Annotated in this window: 20 protein-coding genes and 1 other annotated feature; of the genes, 3 read left to right on the forward strand and 17 right to left on the reverse strand. The window is 55.7% G+C overall.

Going from position 1 to position 21,077, the window contains the following annotated elements:
• Positions 1–136 precede the first annotated feature (136 nt).
• Positions 137–1,933 (reverse strand): heme NO-binding domain-containing protein, encoded by a 1,797-nt coding sequence (locus QTL79_RS01655; protein WP_346353188.1) that lies wholly within the window; start codon positions 1,931–1,933, stop codon positions 137–139.
• A gap of 239 nt (positions 1,934–2,172) precedes the next feature.
• On the opposite strand from QTL79_RS01655, the gene QTL79_RS01660 reads away from it, so the two are divergent.
• Together QTL79_RS01660 and QTL79_RS01665 are read left to right on the forward strand one after the other, a co-directional pair.
• A complete protein-coding gene (locus QTL79_RS01660; RefSeq protein WP_346353189.1) occupies positions 2,173–2,859 on the forward strand; it encodes a nitrite reductase in 687 nt (228 codons plus the stop codon).
• Positions 2,860–2,934: 75 nt separating this feature from the next.
• Positions 2,935–3,141 (forward strand): (2Fe-2S)-binding protein, encoded by a 207-nt coding sequence (locus QTL79_RS01665; protein ID WP_346353190.1) that lies wholly within the window; start codon positions 2,935–2,937, stop codon positions 3,139–3,141.
• A gap of 26 nt (positions 3,142–3,167) precedes the next feature.
• Here QTL79_RS01665 and QTL79_RS01670 read toward each other — a convergent pair whose 3' ends face one another.
• The 13 genes from QTL79_RS01670 to ilvA all read right to left on the reverse strand — a co-directional run bounded on the left by QTL79_RS01670 (position 3,168) and on the right by ilvA (position 15,549).
• A complete protein-coding gene (locus QTL79_RS01670) occupies positions 3,168–3,629 on the reverse strand; it encodes a YaiI/YqxD family protein (protein ID WP_346353191.1) in 462 nt (153 codons plus the stop codon).
• Between the two features lies 1 nt (position 3,630).
• Positions 3,631–4,815: a metallophosphoesterase gene (locus tag QTL79_RS01675; protein WP_346353192.1), complete on the reverse strand. Its 1,185-nt coding sequence runs from the start codon at positions 4,813–4,815 to the stop codon at positions 3,631–3,633.
• A gap of 89 nt (positions 4,816–4,904) precedes the next feature.
• Positions 4,905–6,068 (reverse strand): iron-containing alcohol dehydrogenase, encoded by a 1,164-nt coding sequence (locus QTL79_RS01680; protein WP_346353193.1) that lies wholly within the window; start codon positions 6,066–6,068, stop codon positions 4,905–4,907.
• Positions 6,069–6,100: 32 nt separating this feature from the next.
• Positions 6,101–7,114: an NADPH dehydrogenase NamA gene (gene namA, locus QTL79_RS01685; RefSeq protein WP_346353194.1), complete on the reverse strand. Its 1,014-nt coding sequence runs from the start codon at positions 7,112–7,114 to the stop codon at positions 6,101–6,103.
• 202 nt (positions 7,115–7,316) lie between these two features.
• Complete coding sequence (locus QTL79_RS01690) at positions 7,317–7,580, reverse strand: SemiSWEET family sugar transporter (RefSeq protein WP_346353195.1); 264 nt, start codon at positions 7,578–7,580, stop codon at positions 7,317–7,319.
• Positions 7,581–7,704: 124 nt separating this feature from the next.
• Entirely contained in the window at positions 7,705–8,358 is a 654-nt protein-coding gene (locus QTL79_RS01695) for a FlxA-like family protein (protein ID WP_346353196.1), read from the reverse strand.
• A gap of 206 nt (positions 8,359–8,564) precedes the next feature.
• A complete protein-coding gene (gene ppnP, locus QTL79_RS01700) occupies positions 8,565–8,846 on the reverse strand; it encodes a pyrimidine/purine nucleoside phosphorylase (protein ID WP_346353197.1) in 282 nt (93 codons plus the stop codon).
• A 4-nt stretch (positions 8,847–8,850) separates the two neighbouring features.
• Positions 8,851–9,666, reverse strand: coding sequence for a pyrroline-5-carboxylate reductase (gene proC / locus QTL79_RS01705; RefSeq protein WP_346353198.1), 816 nt, complete (start codon positions 9,664–9,666; stop codon positions 8,851–8,853).
• Between the two features lie 90 nt (positions 9,667–9,756).
• Positions 9,757–12,132, reverse strand: a complete 2,376-nt coding sequence (gene hypD / locus QTL79_RS01710; protein WP_346353199.1) for a trans-4-hydroxy-L-proline dehydratase — start codon at positions 12,130–12,132, stop codon at positions 9,757–9,759.
• A 7-nt stretch (positions 12,133–12,139) separates the two neighbouring features.
• Positions 12,140–13,027, reverse strand: a complete 888-nt coding sequence (locus tag QTL79_RS01715; protein WP_346353200.1) for a glycyl-radical enzyme activating protein — start codon at positions 13,025–13,027, stop codon at positions 12,140–12,142.
• 18 nt (positions 13,028–13,045) lie between these two features.
• Entirely contained in the window at positions 13,046–13,615 is a 570-nt protein-coding gene (locus tag QTL79_RS01720) for a helix-turn-helix domain-containing protein (protein ID WP_346353201.1), read from the reverse strand.
• 191 nt (positions 13,616–13,806) lie between these two features.
• Positions 13,807–14,172 carry a DUF7674 family protein gene (locus tag QTL79_RS01725; protein ID WP_346353202.1) on the reverse strand — a complete coding sequence of 122 codons (366 nt, stop codon included), beginning with the start codon at positions 14,170–14,172 and terminating at the stop codon, positions 13,807–13,809.
• A 387-nt stretch (positions 14,173–14,559) separates the two neighbouring features.
• A complete protein-coding gene (gene ilvA, locus QTL79_RS01730) occupies positions 14,560–15,549 on the reverse strand; it encodes a threonine ammonia-lyase (RefSeq protein ID WP_346353203.1) in 990 nt (329 codons plus the stop codon).
• A 43-nt stretch (positions 15,550–15,592) separates the two neighbouring features.
• Positions 15,593–15,855, reverse strand: a binding site (T-box leader).
• Positions 15,856–16,040: 185 nt separating this feature from the next.
• Here ilvA and QTL79_RS01735 point away from each other — a divergent pair.
• Positions 16,041–17,822 (forward strand): tetratricopeptide repeat-containing diguanylate cyclase, encoded by a 1,782-nt coding sequence (locus QTL79_RS01735; RefSeq protein ID WP_346353204.1) that lies wholly within the window; start codon positions 16,041–16,043, stop codon positions 17,820–17,822.
• 47 nt (positions 17,823–17,869) lie between these two features.
• On the opposite strand, the gene QTL79_RS01740 is transcribed toward QTL79_RS01735, so the two are convergent.
• The 3 genes from QTL79_RS01740 to QTL79_RS01750 are packed head-to-tail and all read right to left on the reverse strand — an operon-like array spanning position 17,870 to position 21,016.
• Positions 17,870–18,931: a DEAD/DEAH box helicase gene (locus QTL79_RS01740; protein WP_346353205.1), complete on the reverse strand. Its 1,062-nt coding sequence runs from the start codon at positions 18,929–18,931 to the stop codon at positions 17,870–17,872.
• Positions 18,928–20,349, reverse strand: coding sequence for a sensor histidine kinase (locus QTL79_RS01745; RefSeq protein WP_346353206.1), 1,422 nt, complete (start codon positions 20,347–20,349; stop codon positions 18,928–18,930). Before QTL79_RS01745 ends, QTL79_RS01740 begins: the two co-directional genes overlap by 4 nt.
• Complete coding sequence (locus QTL79_RS01750; protein WP_346353207.1) at positions 20,333–21,016, reverse strand: response regulator transcription factor; 684 nt, start codon at positions 21,014–21,016, stop codon at positions 20,333–20,335. The genes QTL79_RS01745 and QTL79_RS01750 overlap by 17 nt, the downstream gene beginning before the upstream one ends.
• Between the last annotated feature and the right edge of the window lie 61 nt (positions 21,017–21,077).

Here is a 21,077-nt window from a genome sequence, read left to right on the forward strand (position 1 = left end):
ATACCAGAAAATCCAGTACTCCCATATATCCGCTTGAGAAAGATGGTCGCAGCGCGGCGCTTGCCTTCGCTTTAATTTTTGTAAACCCGGACGAGAAAAAAGGCCGCCGTCAAAAATGACGACAGCCTCTCGCGACTCAAGTCCGATACTGGTTGATATCTTCGCTGAAATGCTGGATGACGACTTTGAATTCGCCGATCTTGCCCATCATGTCATGCAGCTTCTTGTTGTAGTCCTGAACGGCGGCGCTGACTTCTTCGCTCGAAGCGGAATTCTCTTCCGAGATCGCCGCCAGCGATTCGATCTTGCCGTAAACCTGCCCAAGGCCGCTCATTTCGCGCTCCAGTTTGTCGATCATATCGACGATGTTCTCCGAAACCAAGTGCACATTTTCCACATGACGGCTGTTGTTGCGGACGACTTCGCCCATCTGGCGGCTTTCCGCCTCCAACACGCCGTATTCCTCTTCGATCATGCCGACGACCTGACCGATGATGTCGGTCAGGATTTTGAGGTCAGACGTGATGCTTTCCGAATGGCCGTGCGACTGCTCGGCCAGTTTGCGTACTTCTTCGGCGACGACCGCGAAGCCGCGGCCCTGTTCGCCGGCTCGCGCCGCTTCAATCGCGGCGTTGAGCGCCAGTAGATTCGTCTGTCCGGCAATCGCCGCCACCATGCCGGTGATCTCACTGATTTTCTCCGCCTGATTCTGCAGCGCATCGGCCGACTCACGCACCGTGGAAAACTGCGCCAGACTATGCTCGAGTTTCGCGCTTGACGATTCGACCTCGCCGAAACCGCGGCTGATTTCAGCCACCGCGTCTTCCAGGCGCTGCTTATTGCGATTTTGCTCGACCAGCACCGTCTTCAGCGTTTCCAGATTGCCGCTTAGGATCCCGACCGCATCGGTCGTTTCCTGCGCCTGACTGGTGGCGGCATCGGCCACGTCATACATCACGCGGCTGATTTCATCCGATGTCGTGCTCATGTTGGCCGCCAGCGCGTTAAAACCGTCCGCATAACGGTTCATTTCGTCCGTAATCCCTTTAAAGCCGACAAACTCACGCTTCAAACGCTTCTTGTACGCCGCAAGGCCTTGCATGATCTCTTCCAGTTCATCGCCGCTCGACAATTTGACGTCGACGAAATACTGCCGTTCCTGCAAGCGTTGCAGTTCTTCATTGACCGCCGTTAGCGGACGCAAAAGCAGGCTCACGCCGCCCCAGGCCAAGAGGCCGCTAAGCGGCGCGCTCCAAAGCGGCACGCTTACGCCGAGTACGAGCAGCATGCCGTCGAGCAGCAAACTGCCCAGCGTGACCAGCACGCCCGCCTTCACACCTAAGCCGGTCTTGCCGCCGAACGTCAGGAAACGGTTGAGCGCATAGCGTTTGGTGTGCGTGATCTGCGCCGGAAACGTGATCTTGACCTTGATGAAGTCGCTGCCGGATTCGAGCACCGTCGTGCTGATCTTTTCCTTGAAATGCTCCGCCGCTCCGGCAAGCAGGCCATGCATGTAATCAAACATCGCCCGTTTCGAGCGGTACGACAAGACCGCTTCGTGTTCCGACACCGCCTCAAGCAAGAGTTCCGGCGGGTTTGCGCCCGGAATCCGTTTGACCACCTGCACATGGACGTCATACATCGAACGCAGGAAGGAATATAAATTTTCCTGCTGAAAAAAAGCCGGATAGACCTTGAAAAAAGTCCCGATATTATCACGGCCGATCTGCTGCCAGATTTCAGCGCCTGTTTTCCCGAGCGCACGCGACAGCGCGGCGATGAATTGCTCCACCTTGCTGTCCGCCACGTCTTCGGTCGGCGCAAAGATATGTCCTTCCGGCCAACCAACCTGGAGCATCGCCTGCGTTGCGACCGTTTCTCCCCATAATGAGCGCGTCGTATTGACCCAAGTTCCTACTACAGTACCTTTCACAGTTATCACTCCAATATTATTTCATCAATTACGTCTTACTGATTCACATAGGTATTTTAAATTCTTCGTACGGATAACGATTCCTGCTTACTTGAAAATATTATTTATTTCCTGTCGCCCGCATCGCTGACGCGCAAACGCATGGCGAAACTTCGCCCCGCGCTTTTGTGAGCCAGCTCACAGACAAACGCTTTGTCGCCATGTTATATTGAGAAGAAACACACGGGGAGGTCTGCTCTTTGGATATCAGTAAGATCCCTTTCCTGAACAAGCGCATCAAATTTCCGGTCGCCCCTCATATTCCCGGCGGCATCACAACGCCCGAACAACTGCGGCAGATCGCCGCTATCGCAGCCTCACGCTCCTGTCGCATCAAGATCAGCGGCAATACGCTGACGCTGCTGGATCTTCCGGCCGCCGACGGCGCCGCGGTCTTAGAAGAACTCGGCTGCCAGGGAGAATCGTTCATCAATTCCGCCGTACGCGGCGTCAATTTTTGTCCCGGCAAAGGCGACTGCCCGCGCGGCATGCAAAACAGCAGTGAACTGGGACTCGAACTGGACCGGATCTTTTTCGCACAGGAAACACCGGGCAAAGTTCGCATCGCCGTCAGCGGCTGCCCCAATTGCTGCGCGGAATGCTTCGTGCGCGACATCGGCCTTTTCGGTACTGCCTCAGGCTATACGCTGCTTGTCGGCGGCAGCTCCGGCCGCCAGGCCCGCATCGCCACCGAGGTCCGGCGCTCCATTGACGGCGCAGCCGTTCCTGCGCTGATCGAGGCGATCCTCGCGTATTACCGACAGCACGGTAAGGCCAAAGAACGTCTTGGCGCCATGCTCGACCGAACCGGCTGGGCCGCCTTTCAAACTTATCTCGACCAAGCATCCGGCAACGCCGAAGAAAGAAGAGCGCAAGCGGCAGAATGACTTTCGCCGCTTTATTTTTTCTCCGTTTCCCCTTATAATGGTAATTGATAATCATACGTAAGGGGGAATCGTTCCATGGACGAAGAGGTCAATCCCGCGATTCTTGATAAATTGACAAAGGTCTGCCTTTGTAAAGGCATTAGCCGCGCCAGCATGAAGAAAGCGATCAGCGGTGGCGCGACTACGCTTGAAGCGGTGCAAAAAGCGACCGGCGCCGGTTCCGGTTCTTGCTGCGGACGTCGCTGCGGGCCTAAAATCGAAGAGCTGCTGCAACAACGATAAAGAAACGAGCGAATGACCTTTTGGCGTCATTCGCTCGTTTCTTTATTCGCTTGCACCCCTTCGAGAATCATCTCTTCGAGTACACGGCCAAAGCGTTCATCGGCCTGCGGCTCGCGTTTTTTCGGCCCTTTCGTTCTTCCGCCGCTGCGACGTAAGCGCGCTTTCGCCTCGCGCTCTTCGAGCAGGAAGCCGATCGTTTCCGTTTGATAGCGCCGTCCGTTCGGATGCAGGCATTGCGCGCCTTTGCCGAGGATCAGCGCCGCCAACCCCCAGTCCTGCGTCACGACGAGATCACCTGCCGCACTGAGATTGGCGATCTTCATGTCGGCCGCCTGTGAGTCGCCATCGACGACGATGTGACGCGGCGACTCGATCTGGTGATGATAATTCGCTACGGTGTACAGCTCGATTCCGTAACGCTCTCCCAGTCGGAAACACTGCGCAAGCGCCCCTTTCGGGCAGGCATCGGCATCCACGATAATCTTCACTTCATCCCTCTTTCCTCAACGTGATCAGACTGACCTGCGGCGGACAATTCACGCGCAGCGGCAGCCATTGTCCGGTGCCGGTATGAACATAGCCGTAAGAGCGGCCTTCCTGGTAGAGACCCGCCAAATAACGGTAGCCGAAATTGATCAGGTAACGACCGAACAGCTTCACCTGTCCGCCGTGCGTATGTCCGGCAAGCGTCAAAGGCACCCGCTTAACGAATGCTTCTTTCAAAAAATCCGGATGGTGTGCGAGCAAGACATGAAAAGTATTCTCCGGAATCTCGGCAAGCGCTGCTTCAAGGAACGGCAACCGTTTTTCTTCGACCTCTTTTTTGTGTCCCCGAGGATAGTCGACGCCGGCCAGATAAAGTTCTCCTTCTCCCACCTTAATATGGCAGCTTTCGTTTTCCAGTATTACGATCCCTGCTTCCTCGAGTTCGGCTCGCACTTCATCAATGCGATGATAATATTCATGATTGCCCCAGCAAAAATATACCTTCTGCTTCAGCCCAGCTGCCAAATCGCTTATTTTTTTCACGCCTTGTCGCAAAAGCGCCATATCGCCAATCAAGTCGCCGGTAATCACCAACATGTCCGGTTTTGCTTGCGCAACCAGCGCCAGCGTTTCATCTAAACGCGCCAAAGAAAAATAGGGACCCAAATGCGCATCGCTGATTTGCGCAATCACAAAGCCATCCAAGGTAACCGGCAAATCTGGAAAGGCTACTGTCAGTTGTTGCAATGTCATCTCTCGCATCGCCTCATAAACAGCTTTTCCGCCCATGCCAAACGCCAGCAACGGCGCGCCCAAAACCGAACCTTGCAAAAAAGCGCGCCGACTAATGCGCAGCGAATTTACCGCAACCTCTGTCCCGCATTTTTTTGTCGCGCTGGCCAAAAGACATAGCGCCGTAAAAATCGGCAGCAAAAACAGTTGCCCACTAAGCCAGACAACAGCAGCGCACACCAGTGGCGGCAGAATTTCATCAAACACAGAAGTAATTATACGGGGCTGCGCCAGCCAAATCGGCTGCAATAAAAAAGCAGCCGTCAACGTCGCTACGCCGTAATACCATGCCGTGCGGCTGGATATTCTTTTGTCGCCCAAAAAATATAGCAACCGTATATTGATTGCACCAATCAGGCAAAAAAACACTATCGACATAACATTAATCGTCCCCACGTCACGCCTCCTTTCTTTAGCCGTTTTATCTTCTTTTTCCCAAAGCACAAATAGCCTGCGAAAACCATTCGCAGGCTATCCCCCGAGACCTAGAACGCTGCCGTCAAAATTTGCAGCACCGCATCCTTGTCCAATTTTTTCAATGCACCCAGCATGCCAAAGCGCACCGCTTTCTCCGCCATTTCTTCCAATCGGTCGGCCGCTACGCCGCATTCCTTTAGACTGCCCGCCAGACCTAAGCTGCGGAAAAACGCAGCCGTCGCTAGGATACCCGCCTTGGCAGCCTTTAGATCATCGCTTTCGCTGATCGCCCAGACGTTGCGCGCATACTGCGCGAAACGGCCCATGTTCTCGCCGTTCAGGACGTGCTCCATCCAAAACGGCGTGAGAATCGCCAAGCCCAGACCATGCGTAATATCATAAATCGCGCTGACTTCATGCTCAATCATATGCGTCGCCCAATCGCCCGGCGTCTTGCCGGTCTGCAGCAGTCCGTTCAACCCAAGGCTGCTCGCCCACATCAAATTGGCTCTGGCCGCGTAATTGTCAGGTTCACGCACCGCGATCGGCCCGTAATGGATGCAGGTCTTCAGCACGGCCTCGCTCATCCTGTCCGCCAGGAACGCGTCGTTGACCGGTCCGAAATATTGTTCCAGCACATGGCTCATGATGTCCGCCGTACCCGCCGCCGTCTGACTGGCCGGAACAGAAAACGTCTGCGCCGGATCGAGGATCGCGAATTTCGGCAACATCGCCTTATGCATGACCGGCAATTTTTCATCCGTCTCTTCGTTGCTGATTACGGCACCGCTGTTCATTTCCGAACCGGTCGCCGCGAGCGTCAGCACCGAGCCGAGCGGCAGCGCGTCGCTGATCTGCGCCTTGCGCAGGCAAAAGTCCCAGGGATCGCCTTCGTAATAGACCGCCGCGGCAATGACTTTGGCGCAGTCGATGATGCTGCCGCCGCCCACCGCCAAGACAAAGTCCAACTGATGTTCGCGGCAGAGAGCCACGCCGGCGCGGACACTTGTCACACGCGGATTCGGCTGAACGCCCGGCAATTCCTGAAAGAAGATGCCGTTCTCCTGCAGCAACCCAGTGATCGTTGCATATAAACCGCTTCGTTTAATGCTGCCGCCGCCATAGACGAGCAGCACCCGGCTGCCGTGCAATCGAATCGTCTGCGGCAGCGTTTGCACTTGCCCCTCGCCGAAATGCACGACCGTCGGCAGTGAAAAAGTAAAGTTCTTCATCGCTTTTCCTCCCGTTTCACTTTGCTTTCTTCTCAAAATTTGGCCCGCGCGTACGCTTCCGGCCAGGTGACCGTTTCCTGCAGGCTATGCGCCGCCTGCAGCGCCCAATACGGATTGCGCAACAATTCGCGCCCCAGCCAGACAAGCGAGAGTCCCGCCTTGATCGCCTGCTCGGCCTGCAGCGGCTCTGTGATCAGCCCGCCGCCCAGAACTGGCAGACCGGTCTCCTCGGCGATCACGAGCGCCATCGGGATCTGATAGCCCGCATAGGCGCGCGGCAGTCGGTCCACGACGCCGCCGGAACTCACATTGACCAGGTCGATGCCGAGCTCCTTCACCAGATTGATCAACTGCGCCACATCTGCCGGATGATTACCGTCCGCATCGTAATCCTCGGCCGAAACGCGCAGCAAGAGCGGCAGCGTTGCCGGCACGACCTCGCGCACCGCCTGCAGGATCTCGCGCAGCAAACGCACTCTGTTTTCCGGACTGCCGCCGTATTCGTCCTCACGCCGATTCGTGAGCGGCGAAAGAAACTCGTTGATCAGATAACCATGCGCCGCATGGATCTCGATCGCGTCAAAGCCAGCCGCCACCGCGCGCCGCGCCCCTTGCGCGAACGCAGCGACGATACCGGGCAGTTCGGCGAGCGTCAAGGCCTGCGGCAGCTTGTAATCGGCATTGAAGGCAAGCGCAGACGGCGCGACCGGCGTCGTATCCGGCAGATCGCTCTTTCGTCCGGCATGCGCCAATTGAAGCGCGATCTTGCCACCTTGTGCATGCACGCCGTCGACGAGTTCTTTTAAGCCTGCGATCTGCGCATCTTCCCAAATGCCGAGATCCCGATTCGAAATACGGCCGCGATATTCAACCGCAGTGGCCTCGACGATAAGCAGTCCGACCTGGCCGACCGCCCGGCTCGCATAATGGATGCGATGCCAATCCTTGACCTTGCCGTCATTGTCGGCCTTATACATGCACATCGGCGGCATGACGACCCTGTTTTTCAGTTCAAGCGTCCCGATTGCGTATGGCGTAAAAAGCATCGTTCTTCCTCCTCGCTTTCTGCAATCTTCGCGCCGGCATTTTCAGCCAGCCTAAAGAAAAGCAGTCTTTCCTTATCATTTTAATGCCGTTCTTAGACAAGTACGCACTTTAGCGTAACCTAGTATCTATTTGAATACCGGCAAAGAGGCGCTTTGCGTCTAAAAAGCCGCGCATTTGATTCTTCATCGAATGCACGGCTTTTCATTTCTTCATCCGATTGCAAAGCTTCACCCAGACGATGACCGCGACGCAGCTGAAGGTCACCGTGTTTGACGCCACCAACGGCATACTGCCGATGAATACGCCGTAGGCGAGCCAAAGAGCGACTCCGGCCAATGTCATGAGCGCCCAGCTCCAGGAAAGATCATCGGTCGAACGGCTGCGCACCGTCTTGACGACCTGCGGGAAAAAGGCTCCGGTAGTCAAAACGCCCGCAATACTACCGACCCATTCAACATCAAACATGCTTTCCTCCTCGAGCCCGTTCCTCCGTTCTTAGTTCGCCCCGGCTCGCTTTGCCTCCTGCTGCTGCGCTGCGTTTTCCGCTAAAAAAATGCAGGACGCAATCGTAAACTGCGCCTGCATTCGTTTATGCCTGTAAATCGATTCGTTTCTCGCGCTCGCGTTTTTCTTTTTCCTCTTCCGTCTCGCCGTTCGCTTGCGCTTCGTCTTTCTCTTGCTGGCGCTTGACGGTATTCTGCGCCTCTTTGCCTTTTTTCATGATCTGACTGTTCAAATCCGCCGTACTGTTTTCTAAATCGGCCGCCTTGGCCTCTTTCTTCGCTGCACCGACGTCATTAAGGTGTAATCGATCAAGCGCCGCTTCACTTCTGAGCACGCGTCCTTGACCCTCGGTCTGCCCTTTGATCTTCGCCATCGTTTTCATCTGTTTCACATCGGCGCTGAGTTCGAGGAGAACAGCGTTTTTTCGGTCTTCCTCCTGCTTCGGATCCTTCGGTTCCTGCTCTTTCGAGCTCGCTTCGTTCTTACGCGCTTCCTGACGCGATTTTTCCGCCTGCGCCGCCTGAATCTGCGCATCCAGATTTTGCAGTTGTTCCTGCAGCGGTTTCAATTGTTCTTGTTTGGTCTTGGCATCCGCCTTACTCTGCTGAATTTTCTCCATCTGCTTGCTGACATCGTTTTTTTGCTGTTGCAGAAATTTGATCCGTGAATCCAGTTCCGCCGTTGAACTTGCTACAGCAGACGGTGCTTGCGTTTGCGCTCCGCTTCCTGCTATCCGCATTTTTCCTCATCACCTTTCCGTGGTCTTCTACTATCACTATCGATTATTTTTATGGCTGACTTAATAGTCAAATCCAAATTTGCCCAACCGTCTTTTCAAATCGCGAGCTGCCAAAAACGACCGCTCTCTTGGACGGCTTACTAAGCAAGGGGTGGACCTTCCGCCGGACTAGCAGCGTCCCGCTGAAGATCCACCCTTACACTTCCTTATTCGTAGCGGCAAAGGTAGGAGGTCGGTTCTGTCGCTTTCACGTCAAAGGCCGCCCCCGCCGGCACCTTGAACGAAGAGCCGGCAGCATACGTCTGGAACGAAGTTTCGCCCGGCAGTTTCACTTCGAGGCTGCCGCTGACGACCAGCATCGTCTCGAGTTGCGAAGTGTTGAACGTATACGCACCCGGAACCATCACACCGACCGTGGCGGGACCGACCTGATCGGCGAAGCCGATTGAAATTACCTGCCGCTCGAAATACTCATTTACTTTTAACATATCCTTACTCCTTTTGGCTCATCGCCTTTGATTTTGCCACACAGTCATTGACCGCCTGAATGACGGCGCTGCGAAAGCCGCATTCCTCGAGCGTCGCTACCGCTTCGATCGTCGTGCCGCCCGGCGAGCAGACCATATCTTTCAGTTCGCCCGGATGTTTGCCGGTTTCCAGCACCATTTTCGCCGAACCATAGACCGCCTGCGCCGCAAAGCGCATCGCCTGCTGGCGCGGCAGGCCTGCCAACACGCCGGCGTCGGCAAGCGCTTCGATGAACATGAAGACATAGGCAGGCGAGGAACCGCTGATGCCGATGACGCCGTCAATCAGATATTCCGGCACGACTTCCGCCTGGCCGAAACTTTCAAAGATGGCTTTGACGTTGGCCAATTCTTCCTCACTCACTTTGTCGTTCGGACAAAGCGCCGCCATGCCCGCTTCGACCAGAGCCGGCGTATTCGGCATCGTCCGCACCACCTTGACCGTCTCGCCCGCCATGGCCGCGATCGCCGCCAAGGATTGTCCCGCCGCGATGCTGATCACGACTTTACCGTCCGTCAGCAAATCTTTAATGGAGTTAATGACCGGCGCGTACACATTCGGCTTGACCGCCAGGATCAGATAATCGGCTGCCTGCGCCACTTCGCGCCCCTCCGTCGTCGTCGTTATGCCATATAGCGCCTTCATCTCGGCCAGCTTTTCTTTATTCAAATCGGCCACGATAACCTGTTTGGCCGGCACCAGTCCTGCCGCCAGTATGCCGCCGATCATCGCACTGCCCATGTTGCCGCTGCCGATAAAACCAATCGTCTTCTTGTTCATTTTACTGCCTCCGCTTTTCACTATCGTCTTGCCGCTTCATCTCTATTTTATTTACACACCGAAGAAAAAATTCCTGCCGAATCGGATTCCTCAAGCAAAATGCTGCTCAGTCCGTTCGATAATCTCATCCTGCAGTTCCTTGCTCAAATTGCGGAAATGGTCGCTGTAACCCGCTACGCGCACGATCAGATCGCGGTATTCTTCGGGCCTTGCCTGCGCGTCGAGCAGCGTCTTGCGGTCGATGACATTGAACTGGATGTGATGCCCGTCCTGATTGAAATAGGCACGAATCAGCGAAGCCATGCCATTCAGCCCGCTTTCACCCGCCACGACCGCCGGCGTGAATTTCTGATTTAAAAGCGTCCCGCCCGTCATTAAGTGCTCCATCTTAACCGCGGATTGGATGACCGCCGTCGGCCCGTTGCGATCGGCCCCTTTCTCCGGTGAAATCCCTTCGGAGACCGGTTTTCCCGCGCGCCTGCCATTGGGACTTGCACCGATCACGGAACCGAAATAAACATGGCAGGTCGTCGGCAGCATGTCGATCCGGTAACTGCCTCCCTTCATGTTGGGTCGTCCGGTAACCAAATCGTAAAAGCACTGGAACACCTGCCGCATCACGTCATCGGCCTTATCCTCATCATTGCCGTATTTCGGCGTCTTATCGCGCACCAAGTGGAGAAGTCGCTCATGCCCCGCAAAATCATCGCGCAACGCCTGCATCAGTTCACCCATGGTAAAGCGCTGTTCTTCAAAAACATTGCACTTCAGCGCGACCAGACTGTCAGTGATCGTGCCGATGCCAACGCCTTGAATATAGTTGGTATTGTAGCGTGCTCCGCCCGCGTTATAATCCTGCCCTTTGCTGATGCAGTCGCTGGTGACGATCGAAAGGAACGGCGCCGGCATGTGCCGGGCATAAATGGCCTCGATCCGGTTATTGCCGTCTACCTTGATATCAATGAAATGCTTCATCTGCTTTTCAAACGCCGCGAACAGCTCGGCATAGTTTTTAAAATCGGCCGCCTGTCCGGTATGCAGGCCCAGCTGTTTTTTTGCGACAGGGTCATAGCCGTCATGGAGCGTCAGTTCCAGGATCTTCGGCATATTGAAATATCCGGTCAGAATATAGGCCTCTTTGCCGAAGGCGCCCGTCTCGACGCAGCCGCTCGCGCCGCCTTCTCTGGCGTCCACCAGTTGCTTCCCGGCATTGAGCATTTCCTGAATCATCGCGTCGGTGTTGTAAAAGGCGGGCTGGCCCCAACCTTTGCGCGAAATCTCACAGGCCTTCTTCAAAAACGCCTGCGGCGTCTTACGGCTGATCTGCACATTCGAACTGGGTTGCAGCAGTTTCATCTCATCCATCGTTTCCAAGATCAGATACGACACTTCATTGACGCCGTCCGCCCCGTCGGTTGTGACGCCGCCGGTATTCAGATTGGCAAAGTCCGTGTACGTGCCGCTTTCTTTCAGCGTGATCCCGACTTTTGGCGGCGCAGGCTGGTTATTGAACTTGATCCAGAAACACTGCAAAAGCTCCTTAGCCTCTTCACGCTTTAGCGACCCGTCAGCCAGACCGCTGCGGTAAAATGGAGCCAGATGCTGATCAAGCCGCCCCGGGCTGTAAGCATCCCAGGGGTTCATCTCCGTTGTCACGCCCAAATGCACGAACCAGTACATCTGCAGCGCCTGCGCGAAAGTCTCCGGCCGCTGCGCCGGGACCACGCGGCAATTTTCGGCGATCCAGAGCAGTTCTTTGCGGCGTTCCTCGTTCGCTTCGCTTGCCGCCATCGTTCGCGCAAGTTCCTCATAGCGGCGTCCCAGGCAGATGATCGCATCACAGCAGATATCCATCGCCTGCAGCTGCACCTTCCTGTCGTAAGCCGCCGGATCGCTGAGAAAATCAAGTTCGGCCAGGCTGCGCGCAATGTCCGCCTTGAAATCGAGAAATCCCTTGTTGTACATCTTACCGTCCGCCACCGTATGACCCGGACCGCGCTGCTCCATGAACTCGGTGAAGATGCCGCTTTCATAGCAGTCGAGCCACTGCGGCGTCATATGCTCGAAGATCCGCTTGCGAATCGAACGCTTTTCCCAGTACGGGATAATCGTCTCTTTTTGGATCTGCCGGTCCTTCTCGCTTACCCGAAAGAAAATCTGTTCCCGCTGATCCATAACCTCCATATCCTGAAGCGTATGGCAGCAAAGTTCCGGAAATGTCGGCGCGCCCTGCGGCCGTTCGCCTTTTTCTCCAACGATCAGCTCACCGGGGTTGATGCACAGCGTTTTGTTCTGCATCAGATGAAGAAACGTCAACGCGCGCAGAATGGGCGTCTCCACACTCCCTTCCCATTGCCGGTACGCTTCGGTCACCAGCACCGCCCGTTCCATGGAAAGATGAGGCTCCTGCTCCAGGCTTTGCGCCCGCAGTCTTGCGATCCGGCTTGCCATTCCGATTTCTTTCATGTTTCCGTCACCCTCCTACCTGCACTTTATATTGCGCTGCGGCAAAACGTCGGCTGATCGCAGCCAGGCGCTCTGCATCCGGCGCTGAAAACGCTTCCTTGAGGCGGCCGCCTTTGTCGCAGCCCAGACTATGATACGGCAACAGGTATACCTTCTCCAGCGGACGCTTTTTTAAGAAGGCGAGGATCGCCTCGATGTCTGCATCGCTGTCATTTACGCCCGCGACAAGCGGCAGACGAAGCGCGACGTTCGCGCCGCTTTCGAGCAGAAGGTTCAAGTTGTCGAGAATCAATTTATTTTCCTGTCCGGTATAAAGACGATGCTGTGCGGCATCCATCTGCTTGATGTCGTAGAGGAAGAGGCTCGTCCATTGCGCCAGTGCCAGGAGTGCAGACGGAGAGCCGAAACCGCAGGTCTCAACCGCAACATGGATTCCTTTTTCGACCAGAGATTGCGCCAAAGCCGCCGCTTCTTCTCCCTGATGCAGGACTTCGCCGCCCGAGAGCGTCACTCCGCCGCCCGACTCTTCATAAAAAGGCTGGTCACGCTGCGCAAGCGTCGCCAGTTCCTCGATGCCGTACAAGCGGCCGGCCATCTCGCGCGCCTCTTTAGAACACGCCGTTACGCATGCGCCGCAGGCAAAGCATTTTCCCCGTTCCGTCCGCAGCTTTCCCTCTTGCCGAGAAAGCGCGTTAGCGGGACAGACCGCTGCGCAGCCTCCGCAAGCGTCACAGCGTTCCGGGCGGTACATCACCTCGCGCCCATTCGCCTGGCCTTCCGGATTATGACACCAACGGCAGCGCAGCGGACAGCCTTTGAAAAAGATCGTCGTCCTTATGCCCGGCCCGTCGTGAATCGAAAACTTTTGCATATTGAAAACCATGATCTGCATCATACGCTCAGCTCCCTCGTCTTACAACGTTTTTTGCTGAAAGGGATTCGGCAGACTGACAACCAGTAAACGCACCAGCTTATTGGTATAATTCGCCCAGTTGTGCGGCTGCTCGGATGAATAGTGCGCCGAATCACCGGGAAACAGTTCCTGCTCTTTCCCGTCGAGTGCCAAGGTCAGCGTCCCTTCCAGGACATAAACGAATTCTTCGCCCTCATGTCCATAGGATTGGATGCCTTCTTCACTGTTGATCGGCAGTAGTTCGATCAGGCGCGGCAGCATGCTGCGACTGGCAGCGTCTGCGCTTAGATGATAATGCAAAAAGCGTCCGCTTTCGATCTGAAACAGTTCTTTTTCATAGCTGCGCACGACCGGTTTCGCAGCGCGCGACGGACGCGGAAAAAAGTAACCCGCTTCGACCCCAAGTACTTCTGCGATATGGGCGAGCGAATCCGCTGCAATGCTGCTCAATCCCCGCTCCAGCTGCGATAAAAAGCCCACCGACAGCCCCGTGGCATCGCTTACATCTTTCAGCGTCATTTTCTTGCGACCGCGCAGCTCTTTGATCTTTCTGCCAATATCCTCTATCATGACTGCGTCCTCACTTATCCTATTTATATTTTCATTATATTCCATATTCACGCCTATAAAAAGCACTTTATTTCGATATATCTTAATAATTTTCATTATATCGATATTTTAGACATTGCTGGCTTGGGTCGAAATAAAAAAACAAGCGAGTAAGAATCGCCGTTCGATTCCTACTCGCTTGTTTTTGACCCTCAGGTCATTTGCCGCCAGAATTCTTCCACCTGCTTGCCGAGACGCCGCGTCGCTTCGCCCATGTGCGCATGCGCCGCAAGCCAGTCTTCTTCGCTTAACGATTCGAGAAGGCCATAGCAGAGCACATCCTGCATCGTCCGGTCGGGCGAGGCCGCCATATCTTCAAAAAAATCAAATAAGCGTTCGATCACATCGCTTTGGTCGGCTTGCCAAAGACGGGCTTTCATGAACGGACCGACTACCGCGCCAAAAATCTCATGCACCGTCGGCTCTTCGAGCGTCCGCGTCTTCATATAACTCTGGTAATCCGGCCATAATTCCGGCATGTAACAGAGCATTCCTTCTTCCAGACATTCGCGATTCATCTGCATCCTTCCTTTCCCGCAAGCCGCCTTTTTCTTCTACTGCTACCCTATCAAGAACTTTTGCACGATGCAATATTTTACAAGTTATTTAAGCGTCGTCTCAAGACTAAAGTCCCGGTATTTTTAAAAAACGCGACTTAAGTCGCAATAAAAAAAAGGCAGCGCAGTATCCTGCAATGCCTGGTCTTGATAAAACGGGCAACGGAGTCCCCCCTGAACCGACGGCGTCCACCCCAGCAACCGCACGGTTCAAATTCTCCGTTGCTTCATAAAAAGTATACCATAAAATGGTTTTCTCGCCAAGCGTGTTTTTTCACGTTTTAAGGACGACTTTGGCCTTTGCACTCCGAACCTAACGTCCCGTCTTTTCCATCCTGCCACACGCCGCTAAAAACTGGCGGCGCTTCGATAGCGACCATGAATCATGGCCGACAAAGCGAGCGGGTCGAGATTGCCGCCGCTGACAACAAGCGCGACCTTCGCGCCGCGCTGCGGCAGTTTGCCCGCCATCAATGCGGCAATGCCGGCCGCACCGGCGCCCTCGACCATCAGTTTACCGCGTTCCAGCAGCAATAGGACGGCATCGGTCAACTCGTCCTCACTCACGGTCACGATATCATCCACGTAACGCTGCACATGCGCGAACGTCAGCGCACCCGGTTGACGGACACAGATGCCGTCCGCAAGCGTCGCCGCCGCATCGAGACAACGCAGACGGTCGCTGGCCGCCGAAAGCGCCATCGCTGCCGCCCCGGCCGCCTGCACACCGATCACCGTAAGGCGCGGATTGATCTGTTTGGCCGCGGCCGCAAGACCGGCAATCAGACCGCCGCCGCCGACCGGCGCGACCAGCATATCGATATCGTATAAGCGTTCTAAAATTTCTAACGTTATGGTGCCTTGTCCCGCGATCACGGCCCGGTCATCGAACGCATGCACGAAGGTCATCGCCGATTCGGCCTGCAGACGGCAAGCTTCCTGATACGCCTCTTCATAACTGTTTCCCGCCAGGATGACTTTCGCGCCGTAGCTTTGCGTCGCGCTGCTTTTCGTTTCCGGTGCATGGCGCGGCATGACGACAACCGCAGGAACGCCCATCGCCTGCGCCGCAAGCGCGACGCCCTGCGCGTGGTTGCCTGCCGATGCCGTGATCACGCCTTTTGCCGCTTGCTCGGGCGTCAGGCCATAAATCTTATTGACCGCGCCGCGCACTTTGAACGAACCTGTCTTTTGCAAATTTTCCAGTTTCAGATATACTTCACGGCCGCTTTGCTCGCTCAGCGTACGACAGCGCTGCAGCGGCGTCCGGTGAACCACAGAGCGGATCCGATCCATCGCCTCGCCTATTTCTTCCATGCCAACCAATTGTTCTGCCATATTCCCAGCCTCCTTCAATTCCATAAAAAAAAGACTCCATCCCTGAAGGGACGGAATCAAATCCGCGTTACCACCCTGATTGCCGTGAAAAACACGGCCGCTCGCCAAGTACGGAAACAGAAAACTGCTTCGATACCCCGGCACGATAACGGATGCCTCGGCCAATGGCCGCCGTCAAGGCTTACTTAGTTTCAGCCTGCAACTCACGAAGGATGTTCCGTTTGACTCGGCTGCCAGGCTCCCACCTTTTCCCGGCTCTCTGTAAACCATTTGCGTCATTCGTACTGTTTCGCTCATCGTCTTTACATATTTGTTTTTATAATAATAACAACCATCCGCCCTGCATGTCAATTCTTTTTTTAACTTTCGCTTTGTTTCCAGCAGGATTATTTAATTTTTTATTCCCGTTTTCCTTCACTTTCGACAAAGGAACTGTCTTTCTTTTGCAGAATCACTTCCTTATATTCTCTATTTTTCCTAGGAGGCATCTTTTGCATCAGCTACGCATCATCGTAATCCTACTCCAGCTGCTGGCCGTTTCCTTTTGCGCCGCTGCGTCGCCGCCCGAACTGTCGCAGGCCGCGCAGCATATCGACAGCAACCCTGCCTACGCGCTGGAACTGCTCTTGCCGCTCATCGAACAGGCGCAGGAAAATGAAGACAGCAAAACGGAAGCCATCGCGCTGCGTTATGCCGGCATGGCTTATCACCGCATGGGCAAACCCGCGGATGCGGCTTTGTTCCTGCAGGACGGCCTTTCTGCGGCGCGCCTGAACGGACACAGGGCCGAAGAGGGCGATCTTCTCAACACCTTCGGCATTTACTGTTTCGATATCGGCATGTACGAACAGTCGCAGCGCTATTTCCTGCAAGCGCTTGAAATCCGCAAGCAGTCCGACGATACGCTCGGCATCGCCCGCACGACGAATAATTTGGGTCGCATCCAGGACAAGATCGGCAATTTCGACCGGGCAATCGAATATTATCAAGAGTCGCTCGCACTCAAGAATACCACCGCCGAAATCAACGGCCGCATTCTGACCCTGAGCAATATGGGCCTTGCCTATAAGGGCAAGGGCGATCTGGAGCAGGCGATCCGCCTTTACCAGGAAGCGCTGCTTTTATCGGAGCAAACGACGTATCCGGAAGGCGAAGGTTATGCGCAGCAAAACCTCGGCGAGGCGTACCGTCTGCTTGGGCGTCTCGACCTTTCTCTTTCGCACTGCACGAAGGCCCTTGACGCCTACCGCTCCGTCCGCTATCAGCCCCGTCTCAGCCAAGCGGCGTTTGAAACCGCGCTTACCTATCAGGCGCTAAAAGATTATCCGAACGCTGAGCAGCTCTACAATGAAGCGCTCGAACTGGCGACAAGCCAGAATCAGCAGGAACTGATCCGCGATATCATGAAGCAGCTTGCTCTGCTCTCTGAAGAAGAGGGCGATCTTTCGAGCGCGCTTAGCTACTTCAAACGTTTTGTCGCGTTGCAGGATGCGCTTTCTTCCGTTTATAACCGCGAAAAGATCCTCATCCTCGATGCCGAGCACCGCTCCCGCTACCAACAGGCGGAGATCACGCTTTTGCGCCGGGATGCCGAATTGAACCAGAGTAAACTCCAGCAGCAGCATTTCATCGTCTTCGCTTTATCCGCGCTGTCGCTGACCGCCTTAGGCAGCATCTACTATTTCCGCCGCCAGGTCAAACTGCGACGCGCCAAAGAAGCGGAACTGCTCATCGTCACGCAGGCGCTGCAGGAGGCGAACAGCCGCCTGAACCATCTGGCCGCGACCGATTCGTTGACGAAACTGAGCAATCGCCGCCAGTTCGATCAGTCCTATCCTGAAGATTGCGCCCGGGCGAAGGAGAACGGGCTCGACATCGCGTTGATTCTGGCCGATATCGATTTTTTCAAACAGTACAATGACCAACTTGGACATCTGGCCGGCGACCGCTGCCTGCGTCAGGTGGCCTCGCTCCTGCGCCGCTGTTTGAAGGAAACGCCCTACTGGGCGGCGCGCTATGGCGGCGAAGAGTTTGCGATCGTTCTCTATAACGCCGGCGTTGCCGAGGCCGCGAAAGTCGCCGAATGCTTCCGCCGATCGCTGGAAAATCTCACCCTCGCCCATCCGCTAAGCCCGAACGGCCAGATTACGATCAGCCTCGGCATCGCGAGCGCGCTAAGCTGCGGCTCCTATCAGCCGGACGTCCTCTTCAAAGCGGCCGACGACGCGCTTTATCTCGCCAAATCCGGCGGACGCAATCAGGTTCAGCAATAAAAAGCGGCCGTGAGACAGACGGGAACGCCTGTTTCACGGCCGCTTTTTTATTGTTTTAATGCCTGGCGCAGTTTTTTCGCATAGAGTTCGTCGCCAGCGCCGACCAGCGTATAGGCGACGCCGCTTCGCCCCGCACGTCCGGTACGTCCGATGCGATGAATATACGCGTCCACTTCGCGCGGAATATCGTAGTTAAAGACGTGGCTGACATTTTCAAGATCCAGACCGCGCGAAGCCACCTCGGTCGCCACCAGCAGCTGCACCATGCCGGAGCGGAAATCCTCCATCGCCGCTTCGCGCTGCGTTTGCGTCAGTTTGCCATGCAGCAGCGCCGTCGGATAACCGCGCTGCTGCAAAAGTTGCTGCAGTCGCTCCGCGCGCCAATGCGTGCGGCAAAAGACGATGCCCTGCCCGATGCAGTGCTGATTGATGAGACGGCACAGGACATTGGCCTTGTCCTGTTTGCCGAGCGCGATAAAGCTCTCTTCGATCGAGGCGTCTGCCTGCGCCGATTCGTTTTCACGCCAACAAAAAGGATTATTCAGCCCCACGTCCGCAAGCTCAAGAACCGCAGGCGGCAAAGTCGCCGACACTAAGACGGTCTGCCGCCGCGCCGACAGAATGCGTACGATCTCGCCGACTTCTTCACGAAAACCGATTTCCAGCAATTGATCCGCTTCGTCCAGCACCAGGCATTGGCAGCGTTCGGCGGCGATATTGCCCTGGCGCAAATGCGCCAGCAATCGTCCCGGCGTCCCGATCAGCCAGGTTGCACCCTGCTCGAGCCGATCACGCTGCGCGGCCCAATCACGACCGCCGCACAAGAGCGCCGTGTCCGCTTCGGCGACAAACGTTTCCAACACGCCGCTGATCTGCAGCGCCAGTTCACGCGTCGGCGCGACAATCAGTACCGTGCCGGGTCTCGCCTCAAGGAGCGGCAAAAGAAAGGCGAGCGTCTTGCCGCTGCCGGTTCGCGCCTGAATCAGGCAATCCTGTCCTTCGCGAAGCGGCGCCATGACGCCGCGCTGCACCGCGCTCGGTTCTGTCAAACCCTGCGCCGTAAGCTTTTCCACTAAAGCGGACGAAAGTCCGAGTTCGCTAAAATTCATGAGTCATCCCTTTCTTTTCCTTGCGCAGCATCCGCCAGCGGCAGGCGCACCGTAACGCTCGTCCCTTCGCCGGGCGCACTCAAAAGCGTAATCGAACCGCCATGTTCAGCGACGATCCAGCGTGCGATCGAGAGACCGAGCCCGGTCCCGCCGGTCGCCTTCGCACGCGATTTATCGACGCGGTAGAAGCGGTCAAAGACCTTTTCCTGTTCCTGTTCGGCAATGCCGATTCCGCTATCGCGCACCGTGATCACCGCACAATCTTCGTCGCAGTGCGTCTCCAAAGAAATCCAGCCGCCCTCAGGCGTATATTTGATGCTGTTTTCCATGAAGATGCGCAGCATCTGCTTAAGCAATAAACTGTCCGCCAGCACCACGACCGCTTGCTTCGCAACAAAGCGTACCTGATGCTGCGGCGCAATCAGCTGCGTTTCCTTGCCGACCTCCGCCAGCACGTCCGCCAAATCGATCCGCTGTTTTTTCAACTGCTGCTCGCCCTGGTCAGCCCGCGCAAGAAAAAGTAGCTTCTCGATCAGTTTTTGCATCGCCGCCGCTTCATCCTTGATCGCCTGCAAGCCTTCATCCAAGACCGCGGGATCTTCCTTACCCCAGCGGTCGAGCATCGCCGCATAGCCGCTGATCACGGTGACCGGCGTCCGGAGCTCGTGCGACGCATCGCCGGTGAAACGACGCTGTTTTTCAAAACCGGCCTGAATTCTGTCCAGCATCCGGTTGAACGTCAGCGCCAATGCATGCAGTTCATCGCGGCTGCGGCTTTGCGGAATACGGCGTTCCAGGTTATGCACCTCGATTTCCTGCGCCGCCGCGGTCATATCGCGCAACGGCCTAAGGATCCGGCGGCTGAGAAATAGCCCCGCCAGGATCGCGATCAGCATGCCAACGACAGCGGTGCCCAACAGGCTGCTGCCCAGGATGCGAAAGAATTTTTCCTGACTGGCTTCCGCATGGCTGAACAGAAGTTCATAGCGGCCTTGCCATTTGGCGCTACGCACTTCGCCCGGCTCCTCGTCCTCATGTTCCCTGCCATGCAGTTTAGTCGCTTCGCGCTGCGTTTTTTCCACGTCTTTCGCCGAAAGCCGTTTCTCGCCATGCGGGCGGTAAGGATCGCTTTCCAGCACGACGTCTTTCTTTTCATCCAGCACACGCAGCGAAACTCCGGGCTGCAAAAGTTTACGGCGCAGCAGTTCCTCATCGAGCGGGTTCCCTTCCGCCAAGTATTGCAGCACACGGTCACGACTGACGTCCATGTCGCGCGCTACTTGTTCGGCAAGAAAATGCCGCGTCGCCCCCAGCGTCAAAAACGCGCTGATCGCCAGAATGCCGATCAGGACGAGCGCATACAGCGCGGTCAGTTTCACCGCCACCGGCAGATCGCGCCAGCTATTCTTTAACCACATATCCTACCCCCCTGACGGTATGGATATACTTTTCGCCGAACCGCTCATCCAATTTGCTGCGCAGGTAACGCACGTAAACATCGACAACATTGGTATCGCCCAGATAGTCGTAGCCCCACACCTCCTGAAGAATCCGTTCCCGCCCCAATACAACCTGGCGATTGCGCACGAGAAACTCCAGCAGGTCATACTCCTTTTTCGTCAGCTCCAATTGTTCCTCGCCGACTCTCGCTTCATATGCGGCAGGATCCAAGACCAGCTGCTTGATGCGCAGCTGATTCGTCCCACCCCTTTCAGCGCTCTCCGTCTTGCGCAGTGCAACGCGGATTCTGGCCAACAGTTCTTGAATCGCAAACGGTTTCGTCAGATAATCGTCCGCGCCGATATCGAGGCCCTGCACTTTATCACTCAGCTCATCGCGCGCCGTCAGCATGATGATCGGAATCTGCAAAACTTGCCGCACGCGGCGACAAATCTCGATGCCGTCCATTTCCGGCAGCATCAAATCGAGCAAGACCAGATCGAAATCTTCCTGTATGATTCGCTCGAGCGCCCGGCGGCCGTTGCCTTCCGTCTCGATCCGGTATCCTTCGTATTCCAGTTCCATCTGCAAAAAGCGGGCAATTTTCACTTCATCCTCGACAATCAGGATGTTTTTCTTCATCATAATGTCCCTTCTATCCGCACTGTTTTTCCTCTATCAAACCATGTTCGGCATAACAACGAAA

It is taken from the genome of Azotosporobacter soli (assembly GCF_030542965.1).
GTDB classification, from domain to species: domain Bacteria; phylum Bacillota; class Negativicutes; order SG130; family SG130; genus Azotosporobacter; species Azotosporobacter soli.

Coding starts and splice junctions, on each gene's coding strand:
- QTL79_RS01665 (WP_346353190.1), top strand. CDS start 2,935: ATGGACGAAGAGGTCAATCCCGCGATTCTTGATAAATTGACAAAGGTC.
- QTL79_RS01680 (WP_346353193.1), bottom strand. CDS start 6,068: ATGAAGAACTTTACTTTTTCACTGCCGACGGTCGTGCATTTCGGCGAG.
- namA (WP_346353194.1), bottom strand. CDS start 7,114: ATGCTTTTTACGCCATACGCAATCGGGACGCTTGAACTGAAAAACAGG.
- QTL79_RS01690 (WP_346353195.1), bottom strand. CDS start 7,580: ATGTTTGATGTTGAATGGGTCGGTAGTATTGCGGGCGTTTTGACTACC.
- QTL79_RS01695 (WP_346353196.1), bottom strand. CDS start 8,358: ATGCGGATAGCAGGAAGCGGAGCGCAAACGCAAGCACCGTCTGCTGTA.
- ppnP (WP_346353197.1), bottom strand. CDS start 8,846: ATGTTAAAAGTAAATGAGTATTTCGAGCGGCAGGTAATTTCAATCGGC.
- proC (WP_346353198.1), bottom strand. CDS start 9,666: ATGAACAAGAAGACGATTGGTTTTATCGGCAGCGGCAACATGGGCAGT.
- hypD (WP_346353199.1), bottom strand. CDS start 12,132: ATGAAAGAAATCGGAATGGCAAGCCGGATCGCAAGACTGCGGGCGCAA.
- QTL79_RS01715 (WP_346353200.1), bottom strand. CDS start 13,027: ATGATGCAGATCATGGTTTTCAATATGCAAAAGTTTTCGATTCACGAC.
- QTL79_RS01720 (WP_346353201.1), bottom strand. CDS start 13,615: ATGATAGAGGATATTGGCAGAAAGATCAAAGAGCTGCGCGGTCGCAAG.
- QTL79_RS01725 (WP_346353202.1), bottom strand. CDS start 14,172: ATGAATCGCGAATGTCTGGAAGAAGGAATGCTCTGTTACATGCCGGAA.
- ilvA (WP_346353203.1), bottom strand. CDS start 15,549: ATGGCAGAACAATTGGTTGGCATGGAAGAAATAGGCGAGGCGATGGAT.
- QTL79_RS01740 (WP_346353205.1), bottom strand. CDS start 18,931: ATGAATTTTAGCGAACTCGGACTTTCGTCCGCTTTAGTGGAAAAGCTT.
- QTL79_RS01745 (WP_346353206.1), bottom strand. CDS start 20,349: ATGTGGTTAAAGAATAGCTGGCGCGATCTGCCGGTGGCGGTGAAACTG.
- QTL79_RS01750 (WP_346353207.1), bottom strand. CDS start 21,016: ATGATGAAGAAAAACATCCTGATTGTCGAGGATGAAGTGAAAATTGCC.